Below are 26401 nucleotides of genomic sequence, written 5' to 3'. Positions count from 1 at the left end.
AGAAGCTGGAGCCGCCGGTGACGTTGGAAAAGGTCTCGATCCGAAGGGGCATCAGGGCACACACGCGCGATAGCAAAGCCAGGGCGTCGGTTATAGCCCCTTCGGCAGGGTAGGCGACAGTGATTTGCAGGCGACCGGATTATGTCGGAGCGCATCTGGACCGCCGTACCGTGACGGCGGCACTGCCGGACGTGCCGTGTGTGTAGGAGGGCTTTTTCCCGAGTCTGTCTGCGACAAATCCTGTTGTGAATTCCCGTGCCGGAGGTGTAAAACGCCTTTAACCAACAGGCGGGAATGGGGGAGATGACGGCGTTTCCACCTGCGGACCGGTACGAGGCCGGTGCCGGCGGGATCCGTCGGTTCCCTTGCTGCCGCGCCACGCACAGTCAGAATACCGGGAGTCGCTCGTGATGCTCCGCATCTCCAAGAAGCTGATGTTCGCCATCGAGGCGGTCCTCGACATCGCCTACAACGCGGGCACCGAGCCGGTGCAGTCCGGGGAGATCACCCGGCGCCAGGGCATCCCGAAGCGTTACCTGGAGCAGGTGCTTCAGCAGTTGGTGCGCGAAGGCGTGCTGGCCGGGGTGCGGGGTCCGCGCGGCGGTTACAGGCTTGCGCGCGAGCGGAGGCGGATCACGCTGGGCGAAATCGTGCGGGTGGTCCGTTCGATGGAGACCGCCACCGACCCGATCGAAGAGCCGGCGGGTTCCATCCTCGGCCATCAGGTCGTGCGTCCGCTGTGGGGCGAGCTGCAGGAGGAATGCATGGCGAAGCTCGACACCATCACGGTCGAGGATCTGTGCATGCGCGCCCGACGCGCCGGCGTGGAAAGCGAGACCGAGGACCGGATCGACTTCACGATCTGAAGCTTCGGCTGAAGTTTTGGCTGGGGCTTCGGCTGGGGCTTCAACCGAAATCAGTGGGGTCGTATGGGCGACCCGGCGACCCCACTTCCCGTTTGAACCCTACTTCCCGTTTGACAGGCCACCCGCGCTGGATAATGCTCAGTCTGGGGTGTTGAAATCACTTATAACACAAATCTCAGAGGTGGAATCATGGCTGCACCCGAATTCCGTGGCAAGATCTATGACAGCATCCTCGATACGATCGGCGCCACGCCGCTGGTGCGGCTGAACCGCCTCGCCGAGGATGCCGGGGTCAAGGCCCAGATCATCGGCAAGCTGGAGTTCTTCAACCCGCTGGCCAGCGTCAAGGACCGTATCGGCAGCGCCATGATCGAGGCCGCGGAGGCCGCCGGCACCATCGCCCCCGGCCGCACGACGCTGGTCGAGCCCACCTCCGGCAACACCGGCATCGCGCTGGCCTTCGTCGCCGCCGCCAAGGGCTACAAGCTGATCCTGACCATGCCGGAAAGCATGTCGGTCGAGCGGCGCAAGATGCTGAAGCTGCTGGGTGCCGAGCTGGTGCTGACCCCGGCGTCGGAAGGCATGAAGGGCGCCATCCGCAAGGCGGAGGAGATCCTCGCCGCCGACCCGAACGCCTATCTGCTGCAGCAGTTCAAGAACGCCGCCAACCCGGCCGTCCACCGCGCCACCACCGCGGAGGAGATCTGGAAGGACACCGACGGTCAGGTCGATTTCCTGATCTCCGGCGTCGGCACCGGCGGCACCCTGACCGGCACCGCCGAGGTCATCAAGTCGCGCAAGCCCTCCTTCAAGGCCGTGGCGGTGGAGCCGGAGGACAGCCCGGTCCTGTCCGGCGGCATGCCGGGCCCGCACAAGATCCAGGGCATCGGCGCCGGCTTCGTTCCCGACATCCTGAAGAAGGAGCTGATCGACGAGGTGGTGCGCATCTCCAACCAGCGCGCCTTCGAAACCGCCCGCAAGGTCGCCCGCCTGGAGGGCGTTCCGGTCGGCATCTCGTCGGGTGCGGCGCTCGCCGCGGCGCTGGAGGTCGGTGCCCGTCCGGAGAACGAGGGCAAGCAGATCGTCGTGATCCTGCCGTCCTTCGCCGAGCGCTACCTGTCGACCGCCCTGTTCGAAGGGCTGGAGTAACCGTCGATGCCGCGGGGCGGGGGCGGTTATTTGCTCCCGCTCCGCATCCTATCCGCGAAATTCCGGCCCGAAATTTGACGGAATTGGCGGTTCGCGCTACTCTTCCCGGTAACAGCAGAGCCTTTTCCGTCCGCGCCGCCGGGGAGAGACCGCCATGTCGGATGTGACCGCCGCCACCTATGTCCCGAACCTGTCGAGCAGTTCCTTCTCGCAGTTGAAGGGGCAGACGACCAAGATCGGCGCCGACGGAGCCAACGCCGACACCCAGACCTTCACGGTCAGCAAGGCCGGCGAGTTCAATTTCAAGGTCAACAACACCTTCACCAACGTCGAGATCCGCAACGACCGGAACGAGGTGGTGACGACCATCCGGTCGAAGGAATCGGCGTCGGACGCCACCGCGCGGCTGGGGCCGGGCACCTACACGGCGACCATTTCGCAGGCCAACCGGGCGGCGGGCGTGCGCGACTATTCGTTGGACGTCACGGAACGTCAGAACGTCCTGGTGACCGGTGCCGGCGCAACGCTGAAGGGCACCGCCCAGCCGCCGGGCAATGGCGATACCGGCATCCAGAAGCACACCTTCAACGTCCTGCAGGGCGGCAGCTTCACCGCCAACATATCGCTTCCCAACACGCGCTGGGCGATGATGGACAAGGACGGCAAGGTCGTCGCCGCCAGCGACTCGGGCAAGCCCGATTCCCAGCAGACTTTCCTGCAGAAGCCGACCTACAAGCTGGAGCCCGGCCAATACACGATGGTGGTGGTCCCGCCGTCGAGTTTGAAGTCGCCGTCCGATTTCATGCTGAGCCTCGTGCCGCGCAATACGGAGTTGTCCGAGACGGGACTGAACCAGGAAAGTGCCATTTCCAAGACTCTGCGCGAACGGCAGACCCGGCTGCGCCAGTGGGCGTCGGAAGCGAAGCCCACCTCGACGAGAGCCTGACCGTCTTCGAGGTGCCGGGCTGCGTCCGCGGCTCGGAAAATGCCGCATCGAATGTTGCCGCAACCGCGCATCCTTGCGCTATGCTGCGCGCCATGGACTTCACGGACACCCAGCTTCACCGCTATTCCCGCCACATCGTGCTGCCGGAAGTCGGCGGCATCGGGCAGGAGCGGCTTCTGCGATCCAAGGTGCTGGTCGTCGGCGCCGGCGGCCTTGGCGCACCCCTTCTCCTCTATCTGGCGGCGGCCGGCGTCGGCACCATCGGCATCGTCGATGACGATACGGTCGACCTGTCGAACCTGCAGCGGCAGGTCATTCATGACGAATCGACGCTCGGCCACCCGAAGGTGGAGAGTGCCGCCGCCCGCATCCACGCGCTGAACCCCGATGTCCGGGTGGAAGCGCACCGGATGCGGCTGAACCGCGACAACGCGATGGACCTGATCGGCCGCTATGACCTGGTCGCCGACGGGTCGGACAATTTCGCCACGCGATTCCTGCTGAACGATGCCTGTTTCCTGTCCGGCAAGACGCTGGTGTCGGCGGCGATCCTGCGCTTCGACGGACAGCTGAGCACCTTCAAGGCCCATCTGGGCGCGCCGCACCCCTGCTATCGCTGCCTGTTCCCGGAACCGCCGCCGCGCGGCACCGTGCCGTCCTGTTCGGAAGGCGGGGTGCTTGGGGCGCTGGCCGGTTTCGTCGGTTCGCTGCAGGCGACGGAGGTGCTGAAGGAACTGCTGGGATTGGGCGAAAGCCTGTCGGGCAGCCTGCTGATGATGGACACGCTCTATGCGTCCTATCAGCGCATCACCATCAAGCGGGATCCCGACTGCGCGCTTTGCGGCGATCATCCGACCATCCACGACCTTTCCGCCCACTGACGGGCGCCACGGGAAAGACGGGAGGCGGCCCACCATGTCCACCACCATGTCGCAGTCCTCGGTCGAGAGCACCTCGGCCCTGTCGATCGTCCTGTTCGCCGGCGGCTTCGACCGCGTCCATTACGCGCTGGTGATGGCCAGCGCCGCGGCGGCCACCAACCGCAAGGTCACGCTGTTCTTCACCGGCCGCGCTCTGCGCGCCCTGGTGCATGAGAGCGAGCCGGGGGTGCTGGGCTGGCACGATCTTGACCCCGCCGACGACGGCAGCTCGCCGGTGGCGCGCGACCGCTATTTCGCCACACACGGCCTCGCCACCTTCGAGGAACTGCTGGAGGCCTGCGTCGCCATGGGCGTGACGGTGATGGCCTGCGAGATGGGGCTGCGGGCCCTTGGCCTGCCGCCGGGCGTTCAACTGCGCGCCGACGTGCCGGTCGCCACCGGCGGCGTCGTCACCTTCCTGAACGACGCGCCGAAGGGCGGCGCCATGCTGTTCATCTGACACCATTCTCCGATCTGGCGGAAAGAGCATGAACGACAACCGCGAGATCCTCGACCTCGCCAACCGTTTCGAGTCGATTGCCACCGACGGGTTCGAAGGGCGCCCCTACCGGACGGCGCTGGCCGGTCTCGCGCGCCATGTCCGAGGCCATGCCGGGCTGGCGCCGCAGGTCGCCCATGCCCTGGGCGTGATGATCCGGCTGATCGGTGAAAGCGATCCAGAAGGCCGTTTCGCCGCCAAGATCGCCATCCTGCAGGAAGCCGTGGAGTTGCTGACGGAGAGCTGAGGACCGGAGCGGCTGCCTTGAACGGAGCGCGGGGCAGCCATGCGTCACGCCGGAGCGGGGTGTCTCGTCATGGAGGCGATGACACTCCATACGAGGATGCAGACCATGGCTTTCCGTTTCACCGTCGCCACCGACGCGCCGTCCCTGTTCGCCACGCTCTATGCCACCGCCAAGACCATCCGCGGCAGCGGCCTGCCGACCGGCTTGATCCACTTGATCGACCTGCGCGTGTCGCAGATCAACGGCTGCGCCTATTGCATCGACATGCACAGCAAGGAAGCCCGCCAGGACGGCCAGTCGGAGGAGCGGATCGCCGCCCTTGCCGAGTGGGAGCGGTCGGATCTGTTCCTGCCCGACGAACGCACCGCCTTCGCCTGGGCCGAGGTGCTGACCCGCGCCCAGCATGACCGCATCGACGAAGCGTATCGGGCGCTGCAACGCCATTTCAACGCCGAGCAGATTGCCCAACTGACGGTTACGGCGGCGCAGATCAACGCCTGGAATCGCATCGGCATCGCCCAGCACATCGAGGGCACCGCTGTGGGAATGGCGGCGTGACGGCGCTGGCCGACCCGGACACCGCGCTCGCCGCCTTCGCGGGCGAGCGGGCGCGGCTGCGCGCTCTGGCCTACCGGCTGCTCGGCTCGGTGGCGGAGGCGGAGGACACGCTGCAGGACGCCTGGCTGCGCTGGTCCGCGGTGGCGCCCGGCAGCGTCGGGTCGGTCCCCGCCTATCTCACCACGCTGGTGACGCGGCTGGCGCTCGACCGGCTGCGTTCCGCCCGGGTGGCGCGGGAACGCTATTACGGGCTTTGGCTGCCCGAACCGGAGGTGTCCGGTTGGGAGAGCGACACGCAGGACGGGGCCGATCCCGAGTCGGTGCCGCTGGCGATGCTGCTGCTGCTGGAACGGCTGGCGCCGGACCAGCGGGCGGTCTTCGTCCTGCGCGAGGCGATGGATTTGGATTACGCGGAGATCGCGGCGACGCTCGGCAAGTCGGTGGAGGCCTGCCGCCAGATCATGCGGCGCGCCCGCGCCCGGCTGGCGGAACCGGCTGCGACGATCAGCGATCCGGATGCAGGTCGCCGTCTGGCCGACGCCTTCGCCGATGCCAGCGTCCGGCGCGACTATGCGGCCATCGTGGCCCTGCTGTCGGACGATGCCCAGTGGCTGAGCGACGGCGGCGGCATGGTGAGGACGGCGGTCAACCCGCTCTTCGGTGCCGACCGCATCGCCCGCTTCCTGATGGGCGTCCAGCGCAAGCGGGGTGTCGGGTTCGGCTTCGTGCCGGTGCGGGTGAACGGCGGACCGGGGCTGCTGGCCGAACTGGGCGGCTCCTTCCGCAGCGTCCTGGCCTTCGACATCGCCGACGGTAGGATTTTGCGGATCTACCAGATCGCCAACCCGCAAAAGCTGGAGCATGTGGCGGGCTTCGGAGACACCGAGGGCGTCCAGTAAGGCAAGGCGGGAGAGCTTGCATCCCAGCCTATGCCGTCGTCCTACGCCGTCGCCTCGTCCAGCCAGCGGTCGAGTGCGGTCAGGTCGACGGGGCGGGGCAGGATGGGGAAGGGAGCGTTCTGCAGACGCTGCCCGGTCATCAGGATGCGCGTCTGCGGATAAAGCATCGCCGCCAGCGCCGCCGCACGGTCGCCCTCGTCGCCTTCATGTTCCAGCGGCAGCAATGCCACGACCGGCGCCTCCGCACCGATGATGGTCAGCGCTTCCAGTGCGTCGTCGGTCTGCGAAACCTGGAAGCCGCGGCCGGACAGATGACCGGCCAGCGCCTCGCGTTGGATGCGGTCGGCATCGGCCACCACGGCCCGGCGCCCGCCATAGCCCGGCATCCGGATGTCGGCGTCGATGCTGAAGCTCACGTTTCCCCTCCGTCCATCATGTTTTTGTCATGGACGGCAGGGAGTATGCGGGGCGGCAGGCGGGTTGTAAACGGCTGCTACCTGCGGTTCGACCTTCGTCGAATGCGGATCACCTCGCCCTTGTGCATCAGCGCCAGCATCGGCAGGTCGCTGGGGTGGTTGCCGTAGCCCCAGGTGGCGGCGACCGGGCCGTTGCCGGCGATCCAGGCGGTCACCCGCTCCGCCTTGTCCAGGCGCACACAGTTGGCGGTGCTGAGCCTGCCGGTCAGCTTGCCGTCCGCCACCTCCATCCCCGTGGCCAGTAGGTCGTCCACCTCCAGCCCGCGCAGGAGGGCGGGCATGTAGAGGTCGAGCGCGCCGGTCGCGACCACCACCCGGCGTCCCTGCCGGCGATGCTCCTTCAGCACCTCCAGCATGGGCTGGTGCCAGCGGACGCGGGGCACCATCCGCTCCGCCGCGGCCAGAGCGTCGGCCACCGGCAGGTCGCGCAGGGTGCGCTTCAGATAGATTGCCTTCACCGATCCGGGAAAATCGCAGCCCGGCCCGCGGCCGCGGACATGACGGTGCATCGCAGAGCGGATGGCGTCGGCCAGGGCCAGCGCGGCGCGCCGCCGGCCGATCACCTCGCCGACGAACATCGGCAGGCTGTCGCCATGGATCAGCGTGCCGTCGAAGTCGAAGAAGGCGACGCCCAACGGACCGCAGACCGGCAAAGTGGAGGCCGGCAAATCGAGATGCTGCGCCGGCAGGAGCGCCGCCGACGTGAGGCTGATCCGGGGGGGCTGGGGCGCGGGATCGGGTAAGGGGGTGGTCTGCATGCGCCGTTTATCCGGCCGCCGCGGTATGGCGGACAAGGTCTTTTACGGCAACCCTGGGGACGATTCCCGGTCTGCCGCAAGCCGAAGGGCCGTCAATGCAGCATCGTCGGGCCGCAGGGCGTCTCGAACAGCGGGCCGTCCTCCGCTCCGTCTTCGGACTCCTCCTCGACCTCCGCGGCATCCACCCCGTCCTCCAGCTGTGCGATCAGGTCGCCGGAGGCCTCCTCCAGACCGGCCTTGACGGCGATCAGCAGGTTGATGATCTCGCCGTTGTCCTGCTCCAGGCTGCGGACCCGCTCTTCCAGCCGGTCGATGCGGCGCAGCAGCAGATCCGACAGGCGGTCCAGCCGCTCGAGAACGGGATCTGGTCCGATTGGATTTGGGCCAGTGTGATTTGGGCTGGAGCCCTGGGTTTTGATCGGTTCGGTCCCGGACGTGGTCGGCGGGCTTTCGGGCCGGGTGTCGGGGCGGTCGTCGTGGCGGTCATCCATGGTGCGGCCGGTTCCGGTCAGTGAGGTTTGCTCCTCGCCTAACCTTGGGCCATCGGCCCGCAAGGTCCAGCCCGGCACCCGATGCACCCCGCAAGCGATGGCCGCCTGACCCGCCCGTTGCGCGTGTGGCGATTCCGGATGGGGGTGAAATCAGCCGCCACCTCTTGTGCGCAACGCCGCAGAGTCCGTTATATAGTTAAGACTCAGATTTATCGGCACGCCGCTTGCGCGGGACGCCGTACAGTTCCAGCCGATGGCCGATCAGGTCATAGCCCAGTTCGCGGGCAATGCTTTCCTTCAGCCGTTCCATTTCATCATTGGTGAATTCTATGACTTCACCGGAATCGACATCGATCAGATGATGGTGGTGATCGGTTCTTGCTTCTTCATAGCGCGCGCGTCCATCGCCGAAATCGAGGCGGTCGATCACATGCGCTTCCTCGAACAGCCGCATCGTCCGGTAGACGGTGGCGATGGAAATGCGCGGGTCGATGGCGGATGCGCGGCGATGCACCTCCTCGACGTCGGGATGGTCCGTTGCCTCCGACAGCACGCGCGAGATGACGCGGCGCTGGTCGGTCATCTTCAATCCCTTCTTCACGCACAATTCTTCGAGGCGCGAGGGCATGGACATCCCCTGTAATCCTGTTCTGTGTGACGGGCGGCGGATCGCCCCTCCGGGTCTCCCTGATGCCCGGGATGCCGGCAGCAAATGCCGGCCGGCCGGACAAGTCCGGTCGGCCGAACGCGGCACCCCGAATACCCGACCATCATACTGTGTTTCGGAACCATTCTCAAATGCCCAGGTCACAGCCGGACGGCCGAACGTGCAAAAGCCTTTCCTTCCATGGTCATAGGGCTTTTGTATAGGTCTGCGGCGGGGTGGATGGCCGGAGCGGAAACCAATTGCTCATAATCCGCTGCTAGGTTTTGCCGCTGGAGCGCCGCGCATCCTGCGACCGGTGCCGACCGGGCATGATCGCGCCGGAGAGGGGAGGGGGTGAGACGCCGTGACGCCATTCGATCCGCCACTTCCCGCCGCGGCCGCCATGCCGGAGGCGCACATGGACGAACCCGCCTTCACCGCCGCCGGGCTGGCGGTTCCGGTGCCGCCGCTGGCACCCGGACAGGATTGTGCGGCAGCGGCTGCCCGATTCAACCGCCAGCCTGATTTGCCTGCCCTGCCGGTGGTCGATGGCGAGGGGTGCGTCGTCGGTCTGCTGGAGCGCAGCCGTCTTCCGCCGGACGGGGGAAATGATGCCTCGACTGTGGAGGTGTCCGCTCTCATGGATCCCCATCCGCTGCTGGTGGAGGGGACGACCCCGCTGGCGGAGATCGGGCGGCGGCTGGCCCGGCTGAAGCCGGCGGCGCTGGTGACCGGCTTCCTGGTGGTGGACCAGGGCCGCTATCTGGGCGTCGGCACGGTGACCGGGCTGATGGCGCGCTCCGCCGAACAGACGGATCTGCGTGCCCGGCAGCTGGAGGAGGCGCGCCGGCAGGCCGAGCGGGCGATCCGGGCCAAGACCGCCTTTCTCGCCAACATGAGCCACGAAATCCGCACGCCGCTGACCGCGATGATGGGGTTTGCCGAGCTGCTGGAGCAGGAGGTGGCGGGGCCGCACGCCATCCCGCTCTATCGCGACTATGCCCGCGACATCGCCGAGAGCGGCCGGCACCTGATGGAGCTGATCAACGACCTGCTCGACCTGTCCAAGGCCGATGCCGACCGGTTGGAGCTGGTGGACGGGACGGTGGACGTGGTGCGGGTGGCGATCGTCACGGCGCGGCTGCTGGCCGAACGGGCGGCGCGCCATGGCGTCCGCATCGTCACCGCCGTGCCCACGGACTTGCCGCCCTTGCGCGCGGATGAACGCAAGCTGCGCCAGATGCTGCTGAACCTGCTGTCGAACGCGGTGAAGTTCACGCCGGTCGACGGGGTGGTGACGCTGGGCGCCCGTCTGGCGGCCGGCGGCACGCTGTGGCTGTCGGTGCACGATACCGGCATCGGCATGACCGGGGAGGAACTGGCGAAGGCGCTGGAGCCCTGGGGCCAGATCGACAGCGCGCTGGCCCGCGCCCAGGTCGGCACCGGGCTGGGCCTGCCGCTGACCAAGCGCCTGATCGAACTGCATGGCGGCCGCCTGGACGTCGTCAGCCGCCGTGACGAGGGCACCGTCATGTCGCTGGTCTTCCCGGCCGACCGGGTGGGACGGAGCGGCCCTTCTCCCCTTGCGGGGCGGGGTCGGCCAAACGCCGAAGGCGTTTTGCCGACCCGCGGGATGGGATGAGGGGGGCCGGCCGAAGGCCGGGAAAGTTGCCCTTCCCCCTCACCCCCAACCCCTCTCCCGCGAGAGGAGAGGGGCTTTTTCCGGATAGCGCTTGCAAATACTCCTGGGAGCGATCCTTACGCCAGTCCCTTCTCCATCGCGCTCGCCAGACGGCGGGCGAAGGCGGCGGGGTCGGGCAGGGGCTCGCCCTCGACGATGCGGGCCTGGTCGAGCAGCAGCCACGCCGCATCCTCCAGCGCGTCGGTGGCGCCGCTGCCCTTGGCCCGTTCGGCCAGCCGCTTGATCAGGGCGTGGGACGGGTTGATCTCCAGGATGCGCTTGCCGACCTCGCCGTTCAGCTGCTTATGCTGCTTGAGCAGGCGTTCCAGATGCATGTCCATGTCGTTGTCGTCGGCCACCAGACAGACGGCGCTGTCGGTCAGGCGTTCGGACTTGCGGACATCCTTCACCGCGTCGGACAGGGTCAGCTTCAGCAGGGCCAGCAGATCGGTCAGCTCGCCCTCCGGAGTCTTCTCCTCCGGCTTCTCGGTCTCCTCGCCCTTGATCTTGCCGAGGTCGGCACCGCCGCGGGTCACCGACTTGAACGGCTTGCCGTCATAGACGCCGACCGACGGCATCCAGAACTCGTCCACCGGGTCGGTCAGCAGCAGCACCTCCACACCCTTGGCTTTGAAGCCTTCCAGCTGCGGGCTGCGCAGCAGGGTGTCGATGTCGTCGCCGCTGATGGTGTAGATGGCGTCCTGGCCTTCCTTCATGCGGGCGACATACTGCTCCAGCGAGACGAGATCCTCGCCGGCGGTGGTGCGGAAGCGCAGCAGCTTCAGCAACTCGTCCCGGTGCTCGTAGTCCTCATAGAGGCCTTCCTTCAGCACCGCGCCGAAATTCTCCCAGAAGCTGTCGTATTCGGCCGCGTTCTCGGTGTCCTTGGCCTTCTTGGACAGTTCCGACAGGACGCGCCGGGTGATGCCGGCCTTGATCTTGGCCAGCATGGGGTTGTGCTGCAGCATCTCGCGGCTGATGTTCAGCGGCAGATCCTCGCTGTCGACCACGCCGCGCAGGAAGCGCAGGTAGGGCGGGATCAGCCCTTCCGCCGCGTCGGTGATGAAGACGCGCTTGACGTACAGCTTCACCCGGTGGGCGCGCTTCGGATCGAACAGGTCGAAGGGCTTGGTCGAGGGCACATAGAGCAGGTTGGTGTATTCCAGCGCCCCTTCGGCCCGCCAGTGCAGGGTCAGCCACGGATCGTCGAAGGCGTGGCCGACATGGTGGTAGAATTCCTTGTACTGGTCGGCGGTGATCTCCGACTTCGACCGGGTCCACAGCGCCGACGCGCTGTTCAGCGCCTTGGCGTCCTCACCCTCGCCGAACAGGATCGGGATGGCGATGTGGTCGGAATATTTGCGGACGATGCCGCCCAACCGGGCCTCGTCGAGATACTCGTCGTCGCCTTCGCGCAGGTGCAGGACGATCTTCGTGCCGCGCGACAGGCCGTCGGCCTCGGCGATGGTGAACTCGCCCTTGCCGTCGGACTCCCAGCGCCAGCCATGGGGCTCGCCGGCCTTGCGGGTCAGCACGGTGACCTTGTCGGCGGCCATGAAGGCGGAATAGAAGCCGACGCCGAACTGGCCGATCAGGTTGACGTCCTTCTTGCCGTCACCCTTCTCCGCACCTTCCAGCGACTTCATGAAGGCGGCGGTGCCGGAGCGGGCGATGGTGCCGAGATTCTCGACCAGATCCTCGCGGTTCATGCCGATGCCGTTGTCGGCGACGGTCAGGGTCCGCGCGTCCTTGTCGACCAGCAGGCGGACCTTGAGGTTCGGATCGTCGGCCGAGAGTTCCGGCTGGGTCAGGGCCGCATAGCGCAGGCGATCGCAGGCGTCCGACGCGTTGGAGACCAGTTCGCGCAGGAAGACTTCCTTCTCGCTGTAGAGCGAGTGGGCGACGATGTCGAGCAGACGGCTGACCTCGGCTTGAAAACTGAGCCGTTCCTCGGTCATGGGGGCACCTTCGTTGGTTTTGCACGGGTGGGCGTCAAGACGGCGGAGATATGTGAAAGCGTCCCTGCCGTTCAAGAGGCTTGTGCCGTGCAACCGCGGGAGGTGTGCGGCGGGGTGTCGCGGTTGGGGTGAAGCGTAGACTTCGGTTGCCCCCTCCCCGACCCTCCCCCTCTTCGAGGGAGAGGGAGTCAGTTGCAGAGCGGCGGCAGTCCCCTCTCCCTCGAAGAGGGGGAGGGTTAGGGAGGGGGCAACCGCCGCCCGGCGCTTCCCCTTACTTCTTCTTCGGTGCCGGAGCCGGTGCCGGCTCGCTGCCGCCAGCCAGCAGGGCGGTCATGTCGGCGCCGTTCAGCAGGAGCTGGCCGGCATCCGTCACGTCGATCTTGTAGGTGCGGATCTCGGCGCCGCTGTCGTCCTTGCCGGCCTGGCCCAGGGCCTGGACCATCGCCAGGCCGGCCAGCAGATCCTGCGTCTCCTGGTCGGGCTTGGTGCCCGGCGCCGGCTGCATCGCCTTCACCGCGGCGTCGATGCCGCGCAGCAGGACGGTGGCGCCGCCGGTGACGCCGAAGGCGGCCTGGGTCGCGACCTTGACCGCGCCGGTGGCGGTGCCGGCGGTGGCGGGGGTGTCGAGGTTCAGCGCGTCGATGCGCAGCTCGGTCCCGGCCTCGCCCATCGCGGCCATCGCCTGCTGCATGATGACGTCGGACGACGGCGGGGGCGGCGGGGCCTTGGCCGGCTTGGCGCCCTTCTTCGGCGGCGGAGCCTCTTCAGCCTCGGCGGTCTTGGCGAGCTCGGTGAAGGCCTTCCACAAGGCGGTGTTCGGCAGTTTGGCGACCGACAGCTTCATTTCGAAGGCGCGCGGGGTGAAGGCGGCGGGTGCCGGGGACGGCGTCATGGCGAAGTCGCGGGCCTCGATGCCCATGCTGACGGTCGACAGCGCCTGGTCGAGATCGGTCAGGCCGCTGCGGAAGGCGAGCTGGCCCAGCGTGATCTTCGTGCCGTCCTCCGGGTTGACGGCCGACAGGTTCGTCAGGCGCATCGCGCCGGTGATGCCGCCGAACATGCCCTGCATCTTCGGCAGCAGTTCCGAAGGCGTCGGCGGCACGCCCCGGGCGGCGGCCTGCTCCGACAGCTTCTGCAGCGCGCTGACCTTGGTCAGGTCGACTCGGCTGTAGGCGGCCTCGGCGGTGACGCCGCCGATCTTCACCAGCTCCTTGTTCTTCTCGTCCAGCACCGACAGGCCGCCGAAGGCGAAGGCGGCCGGGCCGCTCCACAGAGTGGCGCCGCCGGCACCGGCCTCAGGCTTCAGGTCCTGGACCATGGTCATGGAGGCGATGGAAATCTTACCCTTGCCGTCGGCGGCGCTGACGGCGATGTCGTTGTAGGCGCCATCGACCGCCAGCAGGGTCTCCAGCTTGCCAGACCAGGTGCTGGTGAAGGACTGCTTGCCGATGGAGATGGTGGCCGCGTCGACATACTCGTCGTTGTCGTCCAGGTTCTGCACCTTGATCGCGCTGGGCAGCGTGATCGAGACGCCGTACTGGCCGTCGTCCTTCGGCGTCACCGACAAGAGGACGGTGCCGATGTCGAACAGGGTGCCTTCGGCATCCTCCGCCGACAGGCGCGGCAGGGCGACGTCGTAATGGTCGCCGGCCGGCTTGACGGTCGGGTCGCCCTGCCATTCGAAACCGATGCCTTCGCCATCCTCGGTGGGCGGCGGGAACCAGCGGGGCAGATCCTTCTTCAGCGACGCGGCGAGCGCCTTGGCGCCTGCTTCGTCGACCGCGGGGGCGGCGTGGGCGGCCTGGGAGAGTGGCCAGCCGGCCACCAGTGCCAGCATGCCGCCGGCGATCAGGGCAGGCCGCAGGGAACGGACCGGCAGGGCCGGGACGGACGAAAGACGGCGCAGACGCATCGAGGAACAACTCCCAACTTACGATTTTGGGAGCACGTTAAGCCTGATACGCGAGGCCGGTCCATGCCTCTGATGCGTCAGTTCCTAAGATGGCGTTAAAAATCCAGATCGGCGTAGTGCCGGGGTGGCGGGCAACCGGTGACGTTGTCGGCCAGCAGGGCGCGGAAGCTGGGGCGCGACTTGATCCGGGCGTACCAGTCCTTGGTTTCCGGACTGCGGTCCCACGGCACGTTGTCGATATAGTCCAGGCAGGACAGCTGGGCCGCGGCGGCGATGTCGGCCAGCGTGAAGACGGTTCCCGCCAGCCAGGGCCGCCGTTCCGACAGGAAGGCGATATAGTCGAGATGGTAGGTGATGTTGGCAAGACCGGCGCGAATCGCCGGCGCGAAGGGATGGCCCTGGCCGGACAGCCGCTTGATCAGCTTCTCGCCCACCAGATTCTCGCCCACCTCGCGTTCGAACTTGTACAGGAACCAGTCGGCGATCCGCCGCACCTCCGCCCGCGCCGCGACCTCCCGCGGCAGCAGGGGCGTGTCGGGATAGGCCTCCTCCAGATATTCGATCACGGCGAGGCCGCCGGCGACGACGGTCCCATCCTCCTCCACCAGCACCGGCACCTCGCCGGCGGGGTTCATCTTCAGGAATTCGGTGCGCCTCTCCCATGGTTTTTCGACCACGGGTTCGAAGGGAAGGCCCTTCTCGGCGAGCATCACGCGCGCGACGCGCGACAGGGGGTGGATCGGGTGGTGGTACAGGGTTCGCATGGCGGCGGGACTTTACCGCAACGCGGCACGCGAAAACAGTCCGCGCATCGGCGCTTGCGCGTCTCGTTGGGGGAGGGGCGACGGGGATTCCGGCAAGAGGGGCAGCAAGGAAAGATGGCGGATGAGCGGGCGCCTCACCCCGCCCGCGACAGGCGGTAGAGCACCAGTGCGTCCCCTTCGTTGGATGGCGCGGTCACCGGCGTCCAGCCGTTGCGTTCGTAGAAGGCGCGGGCGGCGGCGTTGCGGGCGGCGCAGGCAAGTTCGGCCGGGCGCTGGCCGCCGCGCAGCAGGCCCAGAGCCTCGCGCAGCAGGGCGGAACCGATGCCGCGCTTGTGCCATCCGGGGTCGATGAACAGGTTGTGGATGATGCGGGCCTGCGGATCGAGGGAGACGAAGCCGACCACCGTCCCGTCCGCCTCGGCGACCAGCACCGCATCCTCGCGCACGCAGTCGTAATAATCGTCCAGTCCGAAGCGGTCGGCGGGCTGCCAGGAAAAGGCTTGGCGGCGGCCATGCAGGAAGATCTCGGCGCAGCGCGTCGCGTCGGCGCTGCGGACGGAACGGATCGCGATGCCCCTCCCTTCGCCGGCCGGCATGCCTCCTCCCCTCTGCCCGTTGCGGTCGATCGTCTGGATCAACCGGATGGGAAACAGAATATTCCCTCGGCAGGCCGTCCGGGAACGGTCCTTTCGTCTCGTCCGATGAGCGGGCGCCTCAGCGTGCCGTCTTCTCCCCCGCAGCCTGATCCTTTGGGGTTTTATCCCCGGCAGACCTGTCCCCCGCCGGCTTGTTCCCAACCGGCTTGTCTCCGGCGGGCTTGTCTCCGGTGCCGGAACCGTTCTCGGGTGTTGATGCGGGCGCGCGATTCTCCTCGTTGGCGGCGTTGCCCAGCAGGCCGGCCTCCCGGTAATAGCGCTCCGCTCCCGGATGCAGGGGGACGGAGACGTTGGCGACTGCGCGGGCGGGGTCGAAATTGCGGCCCTGCGGATGCCCGTCGGCCAGGATGCGGCGGGTGTTCTCGTGCCACAGCGCCCGGACGACGCCATAGATCAGGTCCGGATTGCGGTCGGCGCGGGTCAGCAGTTCCGCCCCCAGGCTCAGCGTCGGGGTGGCGGCGCTGCCGGGATAGGCGTTGGCGGGGATCTCGTCCTCGATATAGAAGCGCTGGGTCCGCAGCAGCCGGGCGGCCGGCTCGCCATCCAGCGGCACCAGGCGGATCGGCACGCGCGCCGCCACGTCGGCGACCGCCGACACCGGAAAGCCGCCGACCATGAAGAAGCCGTCCAGTTCGCCCTTCGCCAGACGGTCGGCGGCCATGCCGGGCTTCAGGTAGTGCGGCGTGATCGTCGTCTCCGACAAGCCGTAGGCGTCCAGGATCAGCCGCGCCTCCACCAGCGTGCCCGATCCTTCCTCGCCCAGCGAGATGCTGCGGCCTTTCAGGTCGGCCATGCGGTCGATGAAGCCGTCGGAACGGACGACGATCTGGATCGCCTCCGCATAGAGCATGCCGAGCGAGCGCAGCTCCGCGAAGGGGCGCTTCCCGGTGAAGTTGCCGGTGCCGCTGTAGGCCCAGAAGGCGACGTCAGCCTGGGCGAAGCCGGCTTCCACCGTGCCGGCGCGCAGCAGCTCGATGTTGTCGACGGAGCCGTTGCTGGCCTGCGCCACCACGATCAGGCCGGGGATGCCGCAGCTTCCGCCCTTGTCGCAGGGCCGGGACCCCGGCGGGTTGGAGATGGCGTTGGCGATCAGCCCGCCGATCGGGAAATAGGTGCCGGCGGTGGTGCCGGTGCCGATGCGGAAATAGCGCAGGTCCTGCGCCGCCGCCGGCCGTCCTCCGCCCGACGCCAAGCCGCCGACCGAAGCCAGCAGCGGCGGCAGCGCCAACCCGCCCAACAGGCGGCCCAGCAGTCGCCGGCGGGTCAGTGGGCTGATCGGGGGGGCCGCATCGGAATGCGTCTGAAGCCCCTTCGAGGGGAGCCCCGGCGGGGTAAGGCAGGCTTTGGCGGCTGCGCGGGGCACCGGGGCGTTCCGTTCGTCTGGCCCGGTCATCCGGGCTGGGAAGAGGGGTGCCTTCAAAGATTTCCGCGCAACCCCCTCATTTCAAGGCGCAACCGGTCAAATCACGCCGACGAGGTCGAGAACGCCCGCGACTGCTACCGCACCGCCACACACGCGCACCGCCCGGTCCGACTCGGCCTGCGTCACCGCGATCGACAGGCCGAGCCCGCCGCAGGCCACCAGCATCAGCCCGGCGGCGAAGCCGGCCCAGTAGAGCGGCGGCCCCTGGTGGGTATGGCCATGGAACACCGCGGCGACCGCGGCGACCAGTACCGCCAGCACGGCCGGCGCCCGCACCCCCAGCGCCACCAGCGATCCGATCACGACCAGCGAAGCCGCCAGCCCCGGACCGGCATAGGGCAGCCGCAGCCCCATCTGCGCGGCGAAGCCCGCCGCCAGCGCCGCGGTCACGGCGGCGGCCGGCACCTGCCAGACCGCAGTGCCGCCGGCCTGCCCCGCCCATAGGCCGATGCCGAGGATGCCCAGCAGATGCTGCAGCACCCACACCGGCGTGGTCAGCCCGTTGCCGAAGGCCCCCGTCACCGTCGTCATGCGCCCGCATCCTCCGTCCGTTCCGAATCACGGGGCCGGTATGGCGGCAGAGCGGGTGCGGGGTCAAGCCGCCAAGGCGGAGGCTGCCGGGAGGATGCTGCCGGAGGGATCCTGCCAGGAGATTAGCGTGCCAGCGGGTCGCCCCATTGGCGCAGGTCGTTCTCGCGCTTCATCAGGTCGCGCTGGCCCAGCGGGTCGAGCCGCCCCATGGCGTCGTCGGTGCGCATGCGGTCCACCTCCGGCCGGATCAGGTCGCGCTTGAAGGCGTCGGTGGCGCTCTGCGAGGAGGGCGGGGGCGGCACCGGGATCGGGCGCGGCGGCTGCGGCAGGGCGGCCGGGTCGGGCGGGGGCGACGAACTGCCGCGGGGACGTTTGGGGGGCGGCCGGTCGGCGTTTCCCGAGTTGGTGTCTCTGGGGTTGGCGCGGGGCTGCGCTTCCTCGGCCTGCCGCGGCCGGGCGGCGGTGCCGGGGCTGGAGTCGCGCGACTGCTCCGCCTGGATTTGGCTCCAGGTCCGCCGCTCCCCGCCTCCCGGAACGAATGTCTGGTTGTAGACTGGCGGGAAGGCCTGGGCGCGGCCGGGGGCATCGTCGCGCAACTCCGACGGTGCACAGGCGCCTGCGGCCAGCAGAAAAGCCAGCGGTAACAGACGGCGGACGACGAGAGGCGGGAGATGTGGGGTCATGAACTGAATGTCGGCACTGCCGAACGTTTCGGCAAGATGACCCTAAAGGAGGGACTCCCCTCGCAGCCAAGCTGGCGCTAAAGTGTTCTTTCTTTGTTCTGATTGTTGGTTCCCGTATGACGCGCTTCCCTCGCCACCCGCCCTTATCCCCCTCTCCCCCCCGGGGAGAGGGTCGGGGTGAGGGGGAGCCGCTGCAGGATGCTGGCAAAGGTCCCGCCGCGCCTCCCCCTCACCCTAACCCTCTCCCCGGGGGGGAGAGGGGATTGGGTCGTTGGGGAGGAAGGCGCCGCATCCTCGCCCTGTGGCTGCCGCGGCTGCCCACCGATGCGAGGGAGCGGAGCATGCCGCCCGAGTTGCGGGCCCGCCCCTTCGCCCTGCTGCGGACGGAACGCCAGCGGCGGATGGTGGTCGCGGTCAACCGGGCGGCGGCATCGGCCGGCATCGCTCCCGGCCATACCCTCAGCGACGCCCGTGCCCTGGAACCGGCGCTGGAGGTGGCGGAGGCAACGCCGGAGGCCGATTCGGTCCTGCTCGACCGCATCGTCGACTGGGCGCGACGCTACAGCCCGTGGACCGCGGCGGACGAACCGGACGGGGTGGTGATCGACATCACCGGCTGCGCCCACCTCTTCGCCAACCATCCATGTGAGGGCCTATGTGAGGGCGAGACGGCGCTGGCCGCCGACCTGACCGGCCGGCTGCGCGCCGCCGGCTTCAGTGCCCGCGCCGCCATCGCCGACACCCCCGCCGCCGCCTGGGGGCTGGTGCGGTTCGGCAGTCCGGAGGACCGGCGGCTGGAGCGGCTGGACGGCCTGCCGCTTGCCGCCCTGCGCCTGCCCGTGGAGATGGTGGAGGGGCTGCATGCGCTGGGATTGCGCCGGATCGGCGACCTGCATGCCATGCCGCGGGCCGGCCTTGCGGCGCGGTTCGGGGGTAGGTTGTTGCAACGATACGATCAGGCCTTCGGCCGACTGGACGAACCGATCTCCCCGCGCCGGCCGGTGCCGGAGCACCGCGAGCGCCTGACCTTCGCCGAACCGATCGCCACGCCCGAATCGATCGCCGGGGCGCTCCGCCATCTGCTGGGCCGGCTGTGCAAGGGGCTGGAGGCGGCGGGGCAGGGGGTGCGCCGGTTGCGGCTGGACGCCCACCGCACCGACCAGCGGGTGGACGACGAACCGCAGAGCCTGACGCTCGGCACCAGCCGCCCGACCCGCGATCCGGCGGCGCTGGCCCGGCTGGCCGCCCCGCTGCTGGAGCGGATCGACCCCGGTCCGGGGCTGGAGACGCTGGTGCTGTCCGCGACGGAGACGGGGCCGCTCACCGCCATCCAGACCGGCATCGACGGCGAGGGGATTGACGGCCAAGGGATCGATGACCGGCTGGCGGAACTGGTCGACCGGCTGGCTCTGCGGCTGGGGGAGCGGGCGGTGCTGCGGCTGGTCCCGCGGGAAAGCTGGCTGCCGGAACGCTGTGTGGCGCCTTTGGCGCCGGTGGAAGCCTTGCCGCTGCCGAAGCCCTGGCCGGCTGGCCGGCCGCGGCCCTTGCGCCTGCTGACCCCGCCCGAACCGATCGAGGCCACCGCCCCGCTGCCCGACGATCCGCCGCTGCAGTTCGTCTGGCGCGGCCTGCGCCACCGGGTGAGCCGGGCCGAGGGGCCGGAGCGGATCGAATGCGAATGGTGGCGTCCGGAGGGATCGCTGGGGCTGGCCGTGCGCGATTACTACCGCGTGGAGGATGGCGCCGGCCGCCGCTTCTGGCTGTTCCGCGCCGGACTGTACCGGCCGGGGGAATGGCCGCGCTGGTTCCTGCACGGATTTTTGGGGTGAGGTGGTGTTGCCCCCTCCCTAACCCTCCCCCGCTTTGCGGGAGAGGGGACTGCCGCTGTACTTTTGCAAAGCTCCTGCCCCCTCCACCGCCGAGGGCGGGGGAGGGATGGGGAGGGGGCACACAGGCGAGGACTTACCCCAGCCCCTTCTGCCCCATCTCCAGGAACTTCTCGCGGCGCTTGGCGCGGAGCGTGACGCCGTCGAGGTCGTCAAGTTCGCCCAGCGACTCCTCAATGCAGTCGCCGAGCTTCTTGATGGTCTCGGCCGGGTCGCGGTGGGCGCCGCCGATCGGCTCGCTCACCACGCGGTCGATGACGCCCAGTTCCTTCAGGTCCTGGCTGATCAGGCGCAGCGCGATGGCCGCCTCGCCCGCCATGTCGGAACTGCGCCACAGGATCGACGCGCAGCCTTCCGGCGAGATCACCGAATAGATGGCGTGTTCCAGCATCAGCACGCGGTCGGCGGTGGCGATGGCGATGGCGCCGCCCGATCCACCCTCGCCGATGACCGAGGCGACCATCGGCACGTTCAGCCGCAGGCAGCGCTCGATGCTCTTGGCGATGGCCTCGGCCTGGCCGCGCTCCTCCGCCTGCACGCCGGGGAAGGCGCCGGCGGTGTCGACCAGCGAGACGACCGGCAGCTTGAAGCGGTCGGCCAGATCCATCAGGCGCTGGGCCTTGCGGTAGCCTTCGGGCTTCGCCATGCCGAAATTGTGGCGGACGCGCGATTCGGTGTCGTTGCCCTTTTCCTGGCCGATCACCACCACCGAACGGCCGCGGAAGCGACCCAGACCGCCGATGACCGCGCGGTCTTCGGCGAAATGGCGGTCTCCGGCCAGCGGCGTGAAGTCTTCGATCAGGCCGTGCACATAGTCCAGGCAATGCGGACGATTGGGGTGGCGGGCCACCTGAACCTTCTGCGCGGGCGTGAGCTTGGCGTAGGTCTGCCGCAGGAGCTTGTCGACCTTGGCCTGCAGCTTTGCAACCTCGTCGGCGATGTTGATGTCGCCGGCGTTGGTCAGGTGCCGCAACTCCTCGATCTTGCCTTCAAGCTCGGCGATCGGCTTTTCGAATTCCAGGAAGGTCTGCATGCCGGACACGGGTGGTTGGCGGGGCGCACGAAAAAGCGCGCGCTTGGTTAGCACGCCCGGCGCGCCTGCGCCACAGCGGAAAGATGCGGGACGGCCTGGGAAGGGTTCCGCGACGAACCCACAGGGTTTATCCTCATCCGCCGCGGAATTCCAACCCTAATCATTCCGGGGCGACTCCAGACCGATGACCTCCTTCAAGGACCATTTCTCCGGCCATGCCGGCGATTACCGCGCCTTCCGGCCGACATACCCGGATGCTCTGGCGGATGCATTGGCCGATGCGGCTCCGGCCCGCGGCCTGGCCTGGGACGTCGGTTGCGGCAACGGGCAATTCTCCGTCGCGCTCGCCGCCCGCTTCGAAGCGGTCCATGCCACCGATGCCAGCGCGGAGCAGATCGCGCAAGCCGAACCTCATCCCAACGTCCGCTACGCCGTCGCCCCGGCGGAGGACGGCGGCCTGCCCGACAACTGCTGCGACCTGATCGTCGCGGCGCAGGCGGCGCACTGGTTCGACCTCGACCGTTTCTATGCCGAGGTGCGGCGGGTGGCGAAGCCGGGGGCGGCGGTGGCGCTGGTCTGCTACGCGTTGCAGCAACTGGACGATCCAGTGCTCGACCCGGTGGTGGAGCGTTTTCACAACGGCACGCTGGGCCCCTACTGGCCGGCCGACCGCTGGAAGGTGATCGACGGCTACCGCAGTATGGACTTTCCTTTTCCTGAGCCACCGGTGCCGCCGCTGGCGATGGAGGCGGTGTGGTCGCTGCCCCGGCTGCTCGGCTACATGAACACCTGGTCGGGGGTGAAGGCGGCGACCAAGGCGCTCGGCCGGAACCCGTTGGAAGACTTCGCGGAGGAGATCGCGCCGCTGTGGGGCGAGTCGGAGCGCGAGCGGCGGATCCGCTGGCCCCTGACGGTCAGGCTGGGACGGGTGGAGTAGAGTGGAGGCAAGGCCCCGCCCCCGCCCCCGCCCGTATCGCATATCGCGGTCCTACATCGGGTCCAGTTCCGAATCCCAATAAAGAAAATCCCGCCAACTCTCGTGAAGGAAGTTTGGCGGGAAGGCGCGTCCATTCTCTTGCAGCTCGTAGGCGGTGGGCTGGAAGGGCGGACTGAGCGGGATCATCCCGCAGACATGGGGAAGGCGGTCGCCCTTCGCCAAGTTGCAGGCCGAACAGGAGGTGATGACGTTTTCCCACGTCGTCCGACCACCGCGGGACCGCGGAATCACATGGTCGAAGGTCAGGTCGTGGGTGGGGAAGGGGCGGCCGCAATACTGGCAGGTGAAGCGGTCGCGCAGGAAGACGTTGAAGCGGGTGAAGGCCGGACGGCGCGTTGCCGGAATGAACTCTTTCAGAGAGATGACGCTGGGCAACCGGACTTCGAAACTTGGGGATCTGACGACCCGGTCATAGTGCGATACGATGTTGACCCGCTCCAGAAAGACCGCCTTGACCGCTTCCTGCCAGGACCATAGCGACAAGGGGAAGTAACTGAGCGGGCGGAAATCCGCGTTCAGCACCAGAGCCGGACAGTGATCGGGTGGTGGAGCCAATGGCCACTCCCTTGTCTGAAACCGTGTCTGGATCCCGGCACGCGACACCAAGGCGGCTTTGTGCGCGGGGGCGTGTCTACTCCGCCCCGGCAGCCGGCCCAACTGCTGGATCGCCGATCCGGGACAACCAGATACATAGTGGATCGGCGGCCCGGACTCAACATCTTGACCCGGTGGGGCCGAATTTCTTCACCGTTGTGTAACCTTTTTCGCGCTGAGGGCATTACCGGCAGGGGCGGGAACCGGTCATCCGGCACCACGCGCGGCGGCTGTGACATCGGGAAAAAAGACCAGCGCTTGCCTTGCTCGCTTACCCCTCGTTAACCATAGCGGCGCCATGGTGGGTCTCGTTGATCCAAGCCGATCCTGCCGGCCCGCGCCGGCCGGAAGCGACCTCGAGGAAAGTCCGCCATGACCGCCGTCATCATCGACCTCGCCCAGAAGCGCCGCGAACGCGAGGAGCGTGAGCGCCAGATCCGCATCGACGCTTTCGACCGCGAGCTGCGCCGCCGCCTGGCGCTGTATCTGGAGGGCGAAGAGATCCCGGTCGAGCCGATCCGCGACAATCCCTACATCTGAGACCAATCGGATCGTCACATCCCGCGCCCTGTCCGGCGCGCGATCCGTTATAAAGCGGGAATGAGCGATCTCGTCACCCGCTTCGCCCCCAGCCCGACCGGGCACCTGCATCTGGGGCATGCCCATTCCGCGCTGTTCGGCTGGACCACCGCCCGCAGCGCCGCCGGCCGCTTCCTGTTGCGGATCGAGGACATCGATCCCAACCGTTGCCGCCCCGACTACGAGCGCGACCTGATCGAGGATCTGGCTTGGCTCGGCCTCGACTGGGACGGCCCGGTCCGGCGCCAGTCCGACCATTTCGACGATTTCCGCGCGGCACTGACCCGGCTCGAGTCGCTGGGCGTGCTCTATCCCTGCTTTTGCACCCGCAAGGACATCGCCGCCGAGATCGCGCGGGCCGGTGCAGCGCCGCACGGCCCCGACGGTCCCCTTTATCCCGGCACCTGCCGCCACCGCCTGCCCCAGGAGCGGGCGGAGCGGATCGGCCGTGGCGACAGTTGGGCACTGCGACTCGACGTGGCCGCCGCCTGCCGGCTGACCGGACCGCTGCGCTGGCATGACCGCGCCCAGGGCTGGCAGGAGGCGACTCCGGAACTGCTGGGCGACGTGGTGCTGGCCCGCAAGGACACGCCGACCAGCTATCACCTCAGCGTCACCGTCGACGACCATCTGCAGGGCGTGACGCTGGTCACCCGCGGCGAGGATCTGTTCTTCGCCACCCACCTGCACCGCCTGCTGCAGGCTCTGCTGGGCTACGACCCTCCCGACTACCACCATCACGGCCTGCTGCGGAACGCGGCGGGCGAGCGGCTGGCCAAGCGCGACCGCGCCCAGACCCTGCGCTCGCTCCGCGACGAAGGCCGCAGTCCGGCAGAGGTCCGGGCGATGGCCGGGTTTGCCGGGGCCGGGTTTGCGGAATGGGACTCAGCCCATCTGCGCCACCGGTAGAGCGGGACAACGGGCGGCGCTCCGCCCGGCGGCGTTGCGCAGGGCCTCGGGCGTCAGGCTCTCCTTGCCCAGCAGGGCTTCGGCGGCCAGACGGCCGGAGATGACGCAGGCCTCCACGCCGGGTCCGGGGAAGACGCCGGCGCCGGTCAGGCACAGGCCGGGGATCGGGCTGCGGCGGGTCAGCCGATGCTGGTCGGGGGCGATGCCGTAGATGCTGCCGGCGCTGGTGTGGGCATAGCGGGCGAAGGTGGCGGCGCTGGCCTCCTGCCGGGTGGTGATGTGCCGTTCCAGATCGGGGATCAGGCGGGACGCGGCGGCGATCATCGCGTCGCCCTCCGCCCGCTTGCGCGCTTTGTAGGCCGGATCGGCGCGGTTCCAGCCGGCATCGGCCGGGGCCAGCCGCAGCAGAGCCACCGCGGCATGCCCTTCGGGGGCGAGGCTGCGGTCGTGGGTGGACGGGACGGCGATCGCCATGCCGAAGCCGGTCTGATCCCGCGGCAGGAAGGTCATCGCCGGCAGGTCGGGGACCATGTCCAGCCCAAGCGTGACCATGAAGGCCGAGGTGGACGGACGCAGCGCCGCACAGCAGGCGGCATAGGCGGCCGGCAGATGCTTTGCCCCCACCAGTTCCAGCATGGTCCGCCGCACGTCGGCGTTGGAGATCACGGCCGGAGCACGGACGGTGCGGCCGCCAGCGATCTTAGAATCTGCGGTCTCAACCCCGGCGGCGCGGCCGTTCTCGATCAGGATACGGGTGACGGGGGTGCGCAGCCGGACCTCTCCGCCGTCAGCGCGGATCGACTGGGCCAGCGCATCGGCCAAAGCCTGCGATCCGCCGGCCGGATAGTAGCCGCCGGAGAACCAGTATCCGAAGATCGGCGCCATCTGGCCGGCCGTCAGCAGTTCCGTCCGGTCGCTGAGATAGCCGGTCAGCACGGTCAGCAGGCGCTGGCCGGCGCGGTCGGGGATGTAATGGTCCAGCATCTCCTGGAAAGGCCGGGCCATCCAGCGCATGGCGTGCGGGCTTTCCGTCACATAGCGCCGCATAGCCGCCACCGATTGCGGGATGTTGGGCAGGCCGCTGTCGGCGCAGCCGCGATACATGTCGTCATAGACCGCCCGCATCTCCGCCAGGAAGGCGGCGGCTCCGGCGGCGCTGGGCGGGTGGTCGGCGGCGATCTGGGCGGCCAGCCCATCGGCATCGTCGGCCAGTTGAAGCAACTCGCCGTCCAGCGCGACGCCGCGGTTCACCGGTTGCCAATCCACCCGGTCCTCGACCCCCAGCGAGCGCAGCAGATGGTCGACCGGACCGCCGGGATGGGCGCCGCTGATGTCGTGGACACCGGCATCGAAGACGTAGCGGAAAGGCTCGGCGCCCGGTTCGCTGCGGTTGCGCGCCTTGACCGTCCAAGAGGTGCAGAAGCCGCCGGGGCGGTCATGCGCCTCCAGCACCGTCACCCGCGCCCCGGCCCGCGCCAGCAGCGCCGCCGCCGTCAGGCCGCCGATGCCGGAGCCGACCACCACCACGTCACGCTCGTTCGGCGTTGCGCGCGTCCGGTTCAGGATCGCGGGAGCCGGCCAGGGATGCGGATCGGCTTCGGCCAGCCGGCGCCGCATTGCCCGCCCGACGATCCAATCCGGCAGCAGCCGGTTGGCGACCATGCCCAGCGCGCTGCTGCCGATGGAGAAAGCAGCTTCCCAGCCGGGCAGGGCGGCGAAGCCGAGACCGCCGATCAGGAACAGCACGCCCCAGACCGCCGTCATCAGCCGGTTGACGGCGACGAACTGCGGCAGGTGCCAATACTCGCGCGGCCAGTCGTCACGGGCATATTGGAGGGTGAAGGGGCTGCCGGCTGCGATGCTGCCGAAGGCCATGGCTGCCAGCGCCAAGTGGATGGAGAGGCCGAGATTGTGGACCGGCCAATCCCACCCGAGCGGACCGCAGACGGGCAGGATGGCGAAGAAGGCGGCAGCCACCAGTTCGGGCGCCTTGAGGGAACCGCGCAGCCTGTCGAGGACGCAGAGCGCGAGGCTGGCCGCCAGTGCCGTGAGGGAGGCCGGCAGCAGTCCGCCGAGCGGCAGGACGGCGCCGAACAGCAGCCAGGGAGAGAAGCCCAGCAGGATACGGAACGCGATGGGAAGCTTGGCGTGCGTGCGCATCGGGATGGTGCCTTCGCGGTTGGTGTGCGTTGCGAAGGACCATCGTCGGCAGGCGGGTGTACGTGCCAGTGCGGGTGCGTAAGAAGCGGGTTTGGCTTCGTGAACTGCGGCGTACGGCGGTTCGCGATGCGTGAAGTGCGGGGGCGTACGGAGGTGTACGCGTGCCCCCTCCCTCCCACG

At 68.5% G+C, this 26401-nt stretch carries 27 protein-coding genes; 13 read left to right on the top strand and 14 right to left on the bottom strand.

Features of this window, described 5'->3' with window-relative positions; genetic code table 11:
• Positions 1-410: 410 nt before the first annotated feature.
• From VD964_RS15610 to sigJ, 8 genes are all read left to right on the top strand, one after another.
• On the top strand, positions 411-866 hold the full coding sequence (locus tag VD964_RS15610; protein ID WP_111067213.1) for an RrF2 family transcriptional regulator: 456 nt from the start codon (positions 411-413) through the stop codon (positions 864-866).
• A 189-nt stretch (positions 867-1055) separates the two neighbouring features.
• Positions 1056-2015, top strand: a complete 960-nt coding sequence (cysK, locus tag VD964_RS15605) for a cysteine synthase A (protein ID WP_324869461.1) — start codon at positions 1056-1058, stop codon at positions 2013-2015.
• 154 nt (positions 2016-2169) lie between these two features.
• The gene (locus VD964_RS15600; RefSeq protein ID WP_324869460.1) at positions 2170-2961 is read left to right on the top strand and encodes a hypothetical protein; all 792 of its coding nucleotides are present in this window, start codon (positions 2170-2172) and stop codon (positions 2959-2961) included.
• Between the two features lie 92 nt (positions 2962-3053).
• Complete coding sequence (locus tag VD964_RS15595) at positions 3054-3842, top strand: molybdopterin-synthase adenylyltransferase MoeB (protein ID WP_324869459.1); 789 nt, start codon at positions 3054-3056, stop codon at positions 3840-3842.
• A gap of 34 nt (positions 3843-3876) precedes the next feature.
• Positions 3877-4341, top strand: a complete 465-nt coding sequence (locus VD964_RS15590; RefSeq protein WP_310111668.1) for a DsrE family protein — start codon at positions 3877-3879, stop codon at positions 4339-4341.
• Positions 4342-4369: 28 nt separating this feature from the next.
• Positions 4370-4627, top strand: a complete 258-nt coding sequence (locus tag VD964_RS15585; protein ID WP_324869458.1) for a hypothetical protein — start codon at positions 4370-4372, stop codon at positions 4625-4627.
• 105 nt (positions 4628-4732) lie between these two features.
• A complete protein-coding gene (locus VD964_RS15580; RefSeq protein ID WP_324869457.1) occupies positions 4733-5185 on the top strand; it encodes a carboxymuconolactone decarboxylase family protein in 453 nt (150 codons plus the stop codon).
• Positions 5182-6084: an RNA polymerase sigma factor SigJ gene (gene sigJ / locus VD964_RS15575; protein WP_324869456.1), complete on the top strand. Its 903-nt coding sequence runs from the start codon at positions 5182-5184 to the stop codon at positions 6082-6084. The genes VD964_RS15580 and sigJ overlap by 4 nt, the downstream gene beginning before the upstream one ends.
• 41 nt (positions 6085-6125) lie before the next feature.
• Here sigJ and VD964_RS15570 read toward each other — a convergent pair whose 3' ends face one another.
• The 4 genes from VD964_RS15570 to VD964_RS15555 form a co-directional block, all read right to left on the bottom strand.
• Positions 6126-6500, bottom strand: a complete 375-nt coding sequence (locus VD964_RS15570) for a response regulator (protein WP_324869455.1) — start codon at positions 6498-6500, stop codon at positions 6126-6128.
• A gap of 77 nt (positions 6501-6577) precedes the next feature.
• Positions 6578-7318 carry an HAD family hydrolase gene (locus VD964_RS15565; protein WP_324869454.1) on the bottom strand — a complete coding sequence of 247 codons (741 nt, stop codon included), beginning with the start codon at positions 7316-7318 and terminating at the stop codon, positions 6578-6580.
• Between the two features lie 92 nt (positions 7319-7410).
• The gene (locus VD964_RS15560) at positions 7411-7809 is read right to left on the bottom strand and encodes a hypothetical protein (protein WP_324869453.1); all 399 of its coding nucleotides are present in this window, start codon (positions 7807-7809) and stop codon (positions 7411-7413) included.
• 196 nt (positions 7810-8005) lie between these two features.
• Positions 8006-8437 carry a Fur family transcriptional regulator gene (locus VD964_RS15555; protein WP_044550826.1) on the bottom strand — a complete coding sequence of 144 codons (432 nt, stop codon included), beginning with the start codon at positions 8435-8437 and terminating at the stop codon, positions 8006-8008.
• Positions 8438-8819: 382 nt separating this feature from the next.
• On the opposite strand from VD964_RS15555, the gene VD964_RS15550 reads away from it, so the two are divergent.
• Complete coding sequence (locus tag VD964_RS15550; RefSeq protein ID WP_324869452.1) at positions 8820-10097, top strand: ATP-binding protein; 1278 nt, start codon at positions 8820-8822, stop codon at positions 10095-10097.
• A gap of 116 nt (positions 10098-10213) precedes the next feature.
• On the opposite strand, the gene htpG is transcribed toward VD964_RS15550, so the two are convergent.
• The 7 genes from htpG to VD964_RS15515 form a co-directional block, all read right to left on the bottom strand.
• Positions 10214-12094 (bottom strand): molecular chaperone HtpG, encoded by a 1881-nt coding sequence (htpG, locus tag VD964_RS15545; protein WP_324869451.1) that lies wholly within the window; start codon positions 12092-12094, stop codon positions 10214-10216.
• 271 nt (positions 12095-12365) lie between these two features.
• Entirely contained in the window at positions 12366-14006 is a 1641-nt protein-coding gene (locus tag VD964_RS15540; RefSeq protein WP_324869450.1) for a hypothetical protein, read from the bottom strand.
• Positions 14007-14101: 95 nt separating this feature from the next.
• Entirely contained in the window at positions 14102-14770 is a 669-nt protein-coding gene (locus tag VD964_RS15535; RefSeq protein ID WP_324869449.1) for a glutathione S-transferase family protein, read from the bottom strand.
• Between the two features lie 134 nt (positions 14771-14904).
• On the bottom strand, positions 14905-15366 hold the full coding sequence (locus VD964_RS15530; protein ID WP_324869448.1) for a GNAT family N-acetyltransferase: 462 nt from the start codon (positions 15364-15366) through the stop codon (positions 14905-14907).
• A 118-nt stretch (positions 15367-15484) separates the two neighbouring features.
• Positions 15485-16789 (bottom strand): TAXI family TRAP transporter solute-binding subunit, encoded by a 1305-nt coding sequence (locus VD964_RS15525; protein WP_324869447.1) that lies wholly within the window; start codon positions 16787-16789, stop codon positions 15485-15487.
• Between the two features lie 96 nt (positions 16790-16885).
• Positions 16886-17380, bottom strand: coding sequence for a HupE/UreJ family protein (locus VD964_RS15520; protein WP_324869446.1), 495 nt, complete (start codon positions 17378-17380; stop codon positions 16886-16888).
• A 122-nt stretch (positions 17381-17502) separates the two neighbouring features.
• Positions 17503-18063, bottom strand: a complete 561-nt coding sequence (locus VD964_RS15515) for a hypothetical protein (RefSeq protein ID WP_324869445.1) — start codon at positions 18061-18063, stop codon at positions 17503-17505.
• A 341-nt stretch (positions 18064-18404) separates the two neighbouring features.
• Between VD964_RS15515 and VD964_RS15510 the strand changes: the two genes are divergently transcribed.
• Positions 18405-19892 carry a DNA polymerase Y family protein gene (locus tag VD964_RS15510; RefSeq protein WP_324869444.1) on the top strand — a complete coding sequence of 496 codons (1488 nt, stop codon included), beginning with the start codon at positions 18405-18407 and terminating at the stop codon, positions 19890-19892.
• 133 nt (positions 19893-20025) lie between these two features.
• On the opposite strand, the gene VD964_RS15505 is transcribed toward VD964_RS15510, so the two are convergent.
• Complete coding sequence (locus tag VD964_RS15505; protein WP_324869443.1) at positions 20026-20982, bottom strand: acetyl-CoA carboxylase carboxyltransferase subunit alpha; 957 nt, start codon at positions 20980-20982, stop codon at positions 20026-20028.
• 184 nt (positions 20983-21166) lie between these two features.
• On the opposite strand from VD964_RS15505, the gene VD964_RS15500 reads away from it, so the two are divergent.
• Entirely contained in the window at positions 21167-21919 is a 753-nt protein-coding gene (locus tag VD964_RS15500; RefSeq protein WP_324869442.1) for a class I SAM-dependent methyltransferase, read from the top strand.
• Positions 21920-21970: 51 nt separating this feature from the next.
• Here VD964_RS15500 and VD964_RS15495 read toward each other — a convergent pair whose 3' ends face one another.
• Positions 21971-22534, bottom strand: coding sequence for an HNH endonuclease (locus VD964_RS15495; protein WP_044550074.1), 564 nt, complete (start codon positions 22532-22534; stop codon positions 21971-21973).
• A gap of 411 nt (positions 22535-22945) precedes the next feature.
• On the opposite strand from VD964_RS15495, the gene VD964_RS15490 reads away from it, so the two are divergent.
• Both VD964_RS15490 and gluQRS read left to right on the top strand, forming a co-directional pair.
• A complete protein-coding gene (locus tag VD964_RS15490; RefSeq protein WP_014248815.1) occupies positions 22946-23113 on the top strand; it encodes a hypothetical protein in 168 nt (55 codons plus the stop codon).
• A 60-nt stretch (positions 23114-23173) separates the two neighbouring features.
• The gene (gene gluQRS, locus VD964_RS15485) at positions 23174-24061 is read left to right on the top strand and encodes a tRNA glutamyl-Q(34) synthetase GluQRS (RefSeq protein ID WP_324869441.1); all 888 of its coding nucleotides are present in this window, start codon (positions 23174-23176) and stop codon (positions 24059-24061) included.
• Here gluQRS and VD964_RS15480 read toward each other — a convergent pair.
• Positions 24038-26221: an NAD(P)/FAD-dependent oxidoreductase gene (locus VD964_RS15480; RefSeq protein WP_324869440.1), complete on the bottom strand. Its 2184-nt coding sequence runs from the start codon at positions 26219-26221 to the stop codon at positions 24038-24040. The two genes, gluQRS and VD964_RS15480, sit on opposite strands and share 24 nt — an antisense overlap.
• Between the last annotated feature and the right edge of the window lie 180 nt (positions 26222-26401).

Source organism: Azospirillum sp. (assembly GCF_035628975.1).
Classification (GTDB): domain Bacteria; phylum Pseudomonadota; class Alphaproteobacteria; order Azospirillales; family Azospirillaceae; genus Azospirillum.
The sequence above is the reverse complement of the archived record's forward strand: the minus strand, read 5'-3'. Positions and strand labels throughout refer to the sequence as shown.

Excerpts from the sequence above, each read along its gene's own strand:
- VD964_RS15610 (WP_111067213.1), top strand. The coding sequence starts at position 411 with ATGCTCCGCATCTCCAAGAAGCTGATGTTCGCCATCGAGGCGGTCCTC.
- cysK (WP_324869461.1), top strand. The coding sequence starts at position 1,056 with ATGGCTGCACCCGAATTCCGTGGCAAGATCTATGACAGCATCCTCGAT.
- VD964_RS15600 (WP_324869460.1), top strand. The coding sequence starts at position 2,170 with ATGTCGGATGTGACCGCCGCCACCTATGTCCCGAACCTGTCGAGCAGT.
- VD964_RS15595 (WP_324869459.1), top strand. The coding sequence starts at position 3,054 with ATGGACTTCACGGACACCCAGCTTCACCGCTATTCCCGCCACATCGTG.
- VD964_RS15590 (WP_310111668.1), top strand. The coding sequence starts at position 3,877 with ATGTCCACCACCATGTCGCAGTCCTCGGTCGAGAGCACCTCGGCCCTG.
- VD964_RS15585 (WP_324869458.1), top strand. The coding sequence starts at position 4,370 with ATGAACGACAACCGCGAGATCCTCGACCTCGCCAACCGTTTCGAGTCG.
- VD964_RS15580 (WP_324869457.1), top strand. The coding sequence starts at position 4,733 with ATGGCTTTCCGTTTCACCGTCGCCACCGACGCGCCGTCCCTGTTCGCC.
- VD964_RS15565 (WP_324869454.1), bottom strand. The coding sequence starts at position 7,318 with ATGCAGACCACCCCCTTACCCGATCCCGCGCCCCAGCCCCCCCGGATC.
- VD964_RS15560 (WP_324869453.1), bottom strand. The coding sequence starts at position 7,809 with ATGGATGACCGCCACGACGACCGCCCCGACACCCGGCCCGAAAGCCCG.
- VD964_RS15555 (WP_044550826.1), bottom strand. The coding sequence starts at position 8,437 with ATGCCCTCGCGCCTCGAAGAATTGTGCGTGAAGAAGGGATTGAAGATG.
- htpG (WP_324869451.1), bottom strand. The coding sequence starts at position 12,094 with ATGACCGAGGAACGGCTCAGTTTTCAAGCCGAGGTCAGCCGTCTGCTC.
- VD964_RS15540 (WP_324869450.1), bottom strand. The coding sequence starts at position 14,006 with ATGCGTCTGCGCCGTCTTTCGTCCGTCCCGGCCCTGCCGGTCCGTTCC.
- VD964_RS15535 (WP_324869449.1), bottom strand. The coding sequence starts at position 14,770 with ATGCGAACCCTGTACCACCACCCGATCCACCCCCTGTCGCGCGTCGCG.
- VD964_RS15530 (WP_324869448.1), bottom strand. The coding sequence starts at position 15,366 with ATGCCGGCCGGCGAAGGGAGGGGCATCGCGATCCGTTCCGTCCGCAGC.
- VD964_RS15520 (WP_324869446.1), bottom strand. The coding sequence starts at position 17,380 with ATGACGACGGTGACGGGGGCCTTCGGCAACGGGCTGACCACGCCGGTG.
- VD964_RS15515 (WP_324869445.1), bottom strand. The coding sequence starts at position 18,063 with ATGACCCCACATCTCCCGCCTCTCGTCGTCCGCCGTCTGTTACCGCTG.
- VD964_RS15510 (WP_324869444.1), top strand. The coding sequence starts at position 18,405 with ATGCCGCCCGAGTTGCGGGCCCGCCCCTTCGCCCTGCTGCGGACGGAA.
- VD964_RS15505 (WP_324869443.1), bottom strand. The coding sequence starts at position 20,982 with ATGCAGACCTTCCTGGAATTCGAAAAGCCGATCGCCGAGCTTGAAGGC.
- VD964_RS15500 (WP_324869442.1), top strand. The coding sequence starts at position 21,167 with ATGACCTCCTTCAAGGACCATTTCTCCGGCCATGCCGGCGATTACCGC.
- VD964_RS15490 (WP_014248815.1), top strand. The coding sequence starts at position 22,946 with ATGACCGCCGTCATCATCGACCTCGCCCAGAAGCGCCGCGAACGCGAG.
- gluQRS (WP_324869441.1), top strand. The coding sequence starts at position 23,174 with ATGAGCGATCTCGTCACCCGCTTCGCCCCCAGCCCGACCGGGCACCTG.
- VD964_RS15480 (WP_324869440.1), bottom strand. The coding sequence starts at position 26,221 with ATGCGCACGCACGCCAAGCTTCCCATCGCGTTCCGTATCCTGCTGGGC.